Here is a 4,726-nt window from a genome sequence, read left to right on the forward strand (position 1 = left end):
GGCATGACTGTTTTTGAAGGGTTTTCTACAGGAGGTTAATCATGAATCCAGAACAAGAAAGACTTGATATAAATGCTCAAAAAGATGTTCCACTCGAAACATGGGGGTCATATCTTTCAGAACGACAATGGGCAACTGTAAGAGAAGATTACAGCGAAAATGGAGATGCTTGGGCATATTTCCCGCATGACCATGCTCGTTCTCGTGCTTATCGCTGGGGAGAAGATGGTTTGGGAGGAATTTCGGATAGTCGTCAAAATCTGTGTTTTGCTTTAGCCCTTTGGAATGGGAAGGATGAAATTTTGAAAGAGCGGCTTTTTGGTCTTACTAATGCCGAAGGAAATCATGGCGAAGATGTGAAGGAGTTGTATTATTATTTGGATAATACGCCTACACATTCTTACATGAAGTATTTGTACAAATATCCACAAGCCGCTTTTCCTTACAAAGAATTGATTGAGGTTAATCGGTATCGTTCCAAACAAGATCCAGAATATGAATTGTTGGATACGGGGATTTTTGCAAACAATAATTATTTTGATGTTTATATTGAATATGCAAAAAATAATTCAAACGATATTTGTATAAATATCGAAATATGTAATCGCAGTAGTAATGCTGCTGAAATTACGGTACTACCTACGCTTTGGTTTCGTAATCGTTGGTCTGCTGGAGATATGGTTGAAAAACCACAAATTAAGGCTATTTCGGAAAATTGTGTTTTGACTAAACACGAAAACTTGGGTGAAAATTATTTCTATTTTCAGCAAGCAAACGGAACTCTTTTTACAGAAAATGAGACAAATACGGCAAAGATTTTTGGTAAATCCAATAAATCAATTTTTGTGAAAGATGCTTTTCATGAAGCTATTTGTAAAGAAAATAAAGAACTGTATAATGCGTTGACTATCAATAAAATAGGGACAAAGTTTTCGCCTGTTTATCAGCTTTCTATTGATGGAAATTCTTCTAAAAAACTCACATTTCGACTAACCAATCAAGCCAACGACAATCCATTTGGAGAAGCATTTGCCAAGGTTTTCTATGACCGAAAGGAAGAAGCTGATACATTTTATGCTCGGTATTTTTCAAGCAATATGTTGGAAGATGTAATAAATATTCAACGTCAGGCATTTGCTGGTTTGTTGTGGAGTAAACAATATTATTGCTATGATATTGAACGGTGGCTTGAGGGTGACCCAAAACAAATTTCTCCGCCTAATGAGCGTAATCTCGGTAGAAATATTACTTGGAAACATCTGAAAAACGAAGATATTATTTCGATGCCCGACAAGTGGGAATACCCCTGGTATGCAGCTTGGGATTTAGCCTTTCATTGTGTGCCAATGGCCATGATTGACCCAGAATTTGCCAAACATCAATTGATTTTGATTATGCGTGAGTGGTATATGAGTCCAGATGGACAAATTCCTGCCTATGAATGGAATTTTTCGGATGTAAATCCACCTGTGCATGCTTGGGCGGCATTGTCGGTTTATCGCATCGAAAAAGCGATTCATGGCAAGGCTGATATTGTTTTTTTGAAGCGTGTTTTTCAAAAATTACTAATAAATTTTACATGGTGGGCAAATCGTGAAGACGAAAACGGCAACAATGTATTTAGTGGTGGATTTTTGGGTTTAGATAATATTGGTGTCATTGACCGCAGTAATCTTCCTACAAATGCACGTTTAGAGCAAGTAGATGCCACCGCTTGGATGGCAATGTACGCTCTCAATATGATGGATATTGCCTTAGAAATTGCAATGATTGACCAAAGTTTTGAGGATGTGGCAACCAAATTTTACGAGCATTTTATCTTAATAGCCGAATCGCTCAATGAGGCTTTGTGGAACGATGAAGATAATTTTTTCTATGATTTGCTTAATATGCACAATGGTTCTTCAATCCACATGAAAGTTCGCTCGGTGGTGGGTTTGAGTGTGCTTTTCGCAGTTTCTGTCATTGATCAAAAGAAAATTGAACACCTTCCAGACTTTATTAAAAGAATGAATTATGTAAAAAAATATCGTCTAAAAGCCAATAAGTTTTTACCAAACGAGCAAATTACTGAGGGAGGAAATATTTTGCTTTCGTTGGTTAGTAAAGGAAAACTGACAAAATTGTTGCAAGCAATGCTTGATGAAAATGAATTTTTATCAGTAGGAGGAATTCGAGCTGTTTCTAAATTTCATCAAAATTATCCTTATTTTGTTGATATTCAAGGAATTGAACATGGTATTGGCTATGTACCTGGAGATTCAGATTCAGGAATGTTTGGCGGAAATTCAAATTGGCGTGGACCAGTTTGGACACCTATTAACTATCTTATTATCAAGTCATTAAAAAAATATCATCAATTTTATGGTGATACTTTTAATGTAGAATTTCCAACGGGGTCGGACAAATTTTTAAATTTAGAAGGCGTTTCTGATGCTTTGGCAAAGAGAATTATTGGTATTTTTGAAAGAAATGATGATGGTAATAGACTTGTTCATGGAAACCACCAAGATTTTTATCGTAAAGAGGAAAATAAAGATTTATTGCTTTTTTACGAATATTTTCATGGCGATACAGCTGATGGCATTGGAGCTTCACATCAAACAGGTTGGACGGCAGTTGTTGCCGAATTGATTAATGATGATGCCTGGGAATGGGAGTAAACGCCTTAATTTTCAAAAATATGTTTTAAACAAAAATAACCTCACCAATTCGATGAGGTTATTTTGTGTTTATAGGCTTACTCTATTATCTCGATTTTGTTTTAGTGATTTTGTATGGTAGGCAAATATCTACTTTGCAAGCACAAACATGCTTCATTAATTCAACAGTAACATCTTTGAAACAATCATTATTATTATAAACTCGGATAGTGTATATTTGAGAATTTCCACTTGGATTTGGCAAGCTGTTTGACAAAATTCCACTTGGAGGAATAGTAGTTGCAATGGTAGGAGTTGCAGTACCCGCATTGAATGTTCCACCTGCTGAATATTGGTATTTTATACCATTTACTATATTCGAGATAGTAATTTTTCCATCAATATTTGTTGTGCCACCCGTACAAGTTAAGGGTATAACTGTTGCTTTGAATGTTGGTTTAACTGTATCTGCTACTGTAATAACTGCCGTTGCAGTTCCCAAACAAGCATTGATGTTTTTAACAGTTATTGTATAAATTCCCCCATTTAAGTTTGCAAAGCTGCCAGATGCTTGGAAGTTCGTGCCATCAATCGAATATTGATAAGTTGGCGTGCCGCCCGAAGCCAACGCTGTAACTGTACCTTTTGGTGTAGTACAATCAATCATTGTACCGGTTGCTGTTACTATAATTTTCGTGGGCTGTGTCAGTGTAGTAGTGACGGTATTGGTACAATTATTTCCGTCAATTGTTGAAACTGTATATGTACCTGCCGTCAAGCTGCTGAAAATATTACTTGGTGAAGGAGTGTTACCATTGATTAAAAACTGATAAGTAGGTATTCCTCCCGTTGCAGTGGCTATGATTTGACCATCATTGCCACTGTTACATTTTATATTTGTTGATACAAGACTAATGCTTAAAGGATTAATAGGCTCTTTTACGGTAACATTTACAGAAGCTGTACAACCACCCGCATCTTTAATTGTAACTGAATAAGAACCAGTAACAAGATTACCAAATACATTGTTAGATTGGAAGGAACCGCTATTCAATTTGAACTGATATGGTGGAATTCCGTCGAAACCTTTTACGGTAATCGTCCCGCTATTTCCTCCTTTGCAAAGTATATCGGTAATATCAACTTGTGCTGTTACGGCATTGAATTTTACAATCACAATAGAGGCACTTGCTTTACAACCATTTGCTGCTGTAACTTCTACCGAATAAGTACCGGCATCGCCAACTGTTAAATTTGAGAGTGTGGTTCCGTTACTCCATAAATAAGTGTATGTGCCTGCTGGTGAAAAAGTTGCAGTTAAAACAGCTTGCGTTTTTGTACAAGTTAGCGTATCGACGGTTGACACAATTGAAACATTTGGTATGTCTCTATCAGTAGTAACTACAGTTGTGGCTGTCGCTGTACAACCGTTTGCCGAAGTCACCGTTACAGTATAAGTACCAGCGACAGATATATTTACTGAGGCATTTGAACCCAAACTATTTGACCAATTATAACTTTCACCTCCGCTTGCTGTTCTTGTTACACTTGAATTAGTACAAGTTAAGTTATTAGTATTAGTGATAGCTATTGATGGAAGCGTTTTATCAACCGTTACAACGACTGCATCGGTAGCAGTGCAACCAGAAGCATTTGTTACTGTCAAAGTATAAGTAGTTGTTACACTTGGATTTGCCGTAATGATAGAAGCATTTGTACTACTCAATCCAGTACTTGGCGACCAACTGTAATTTGCATTTGGAATTACCGCATCAGAGCCGATAGTCGTTGAAATGGTTATGCAATTCAAATTTTTGTCAATACCCGCTTCAGCTATTGGTGTGTTTTTATCAACCGTTACAACGACTTCATCAGTCGCAGTACAACCAGAGGTATTATCGGTTAGTGTCAAAGTATAAGTTGTGGTAACACTTGGATTTGCTGTTGGAATAGATACCGTCGAACTACTCAATCCCGAACTTGGTGACCAGCTATAAGTAGCATTTGGAATTACCGCATCAGAGCCGATAGTTGTTGAAAAGGATGTACAATTCAAATTTTTGTCAATGCCGGCTTCTGCTATG

At 36.9% G+C, this 4,726-nt stretch carries 2 protein-coding genes; one reads left to right on the forward strand and one right to left on the reverse strand.

Annotated elements, in window-relative coordinates:
* Positions 1 to 41: 41 nt before the first annotated feature.
* Positions 42 to 2,663, forward strand: a complete 2,622-nt coding sequence (locus tag ACH2CJ_RS06155; RefSeq protein ID WP_394991374.1) for a glucosidase — start codon at positions 42 to 44, stop codon at positions 2,661 to 2,663.
* An 85-nt stretch (positions 2,664 to 2,748) separates the two neighbouring features.
* Here the strand turns inward: ACH2CJ_RS06155 and ACH2CJ_RS06160 are convergent.
* Positions 2,749 to 4,726, reverse strand: a 1,978-nt coding sequence (locus ACH2CJ_RS06160) for a SprB repeat-containing protein (protein ID WP_394991375.1), incomplete at its 5' end; no start/stop codon positions are given.

Source organism: Emticicia sp. (assembly GCF_043780375.1).
Lineage (GTDB): Bacteria > Bacteroidota > Bacteroidia > Cytophagales > Spirosomataceae > Emticicia.

What these genes read in the sequence shown, in the direction of transcription:
- ACH2CJ_RS06155 (WP_394991374.1), top strand. Translation starts at nt 42, where the DNA reads ATGAATCCAGAACAAGAAAGACTTGATATAAATGCTCAAAAAGATGTT.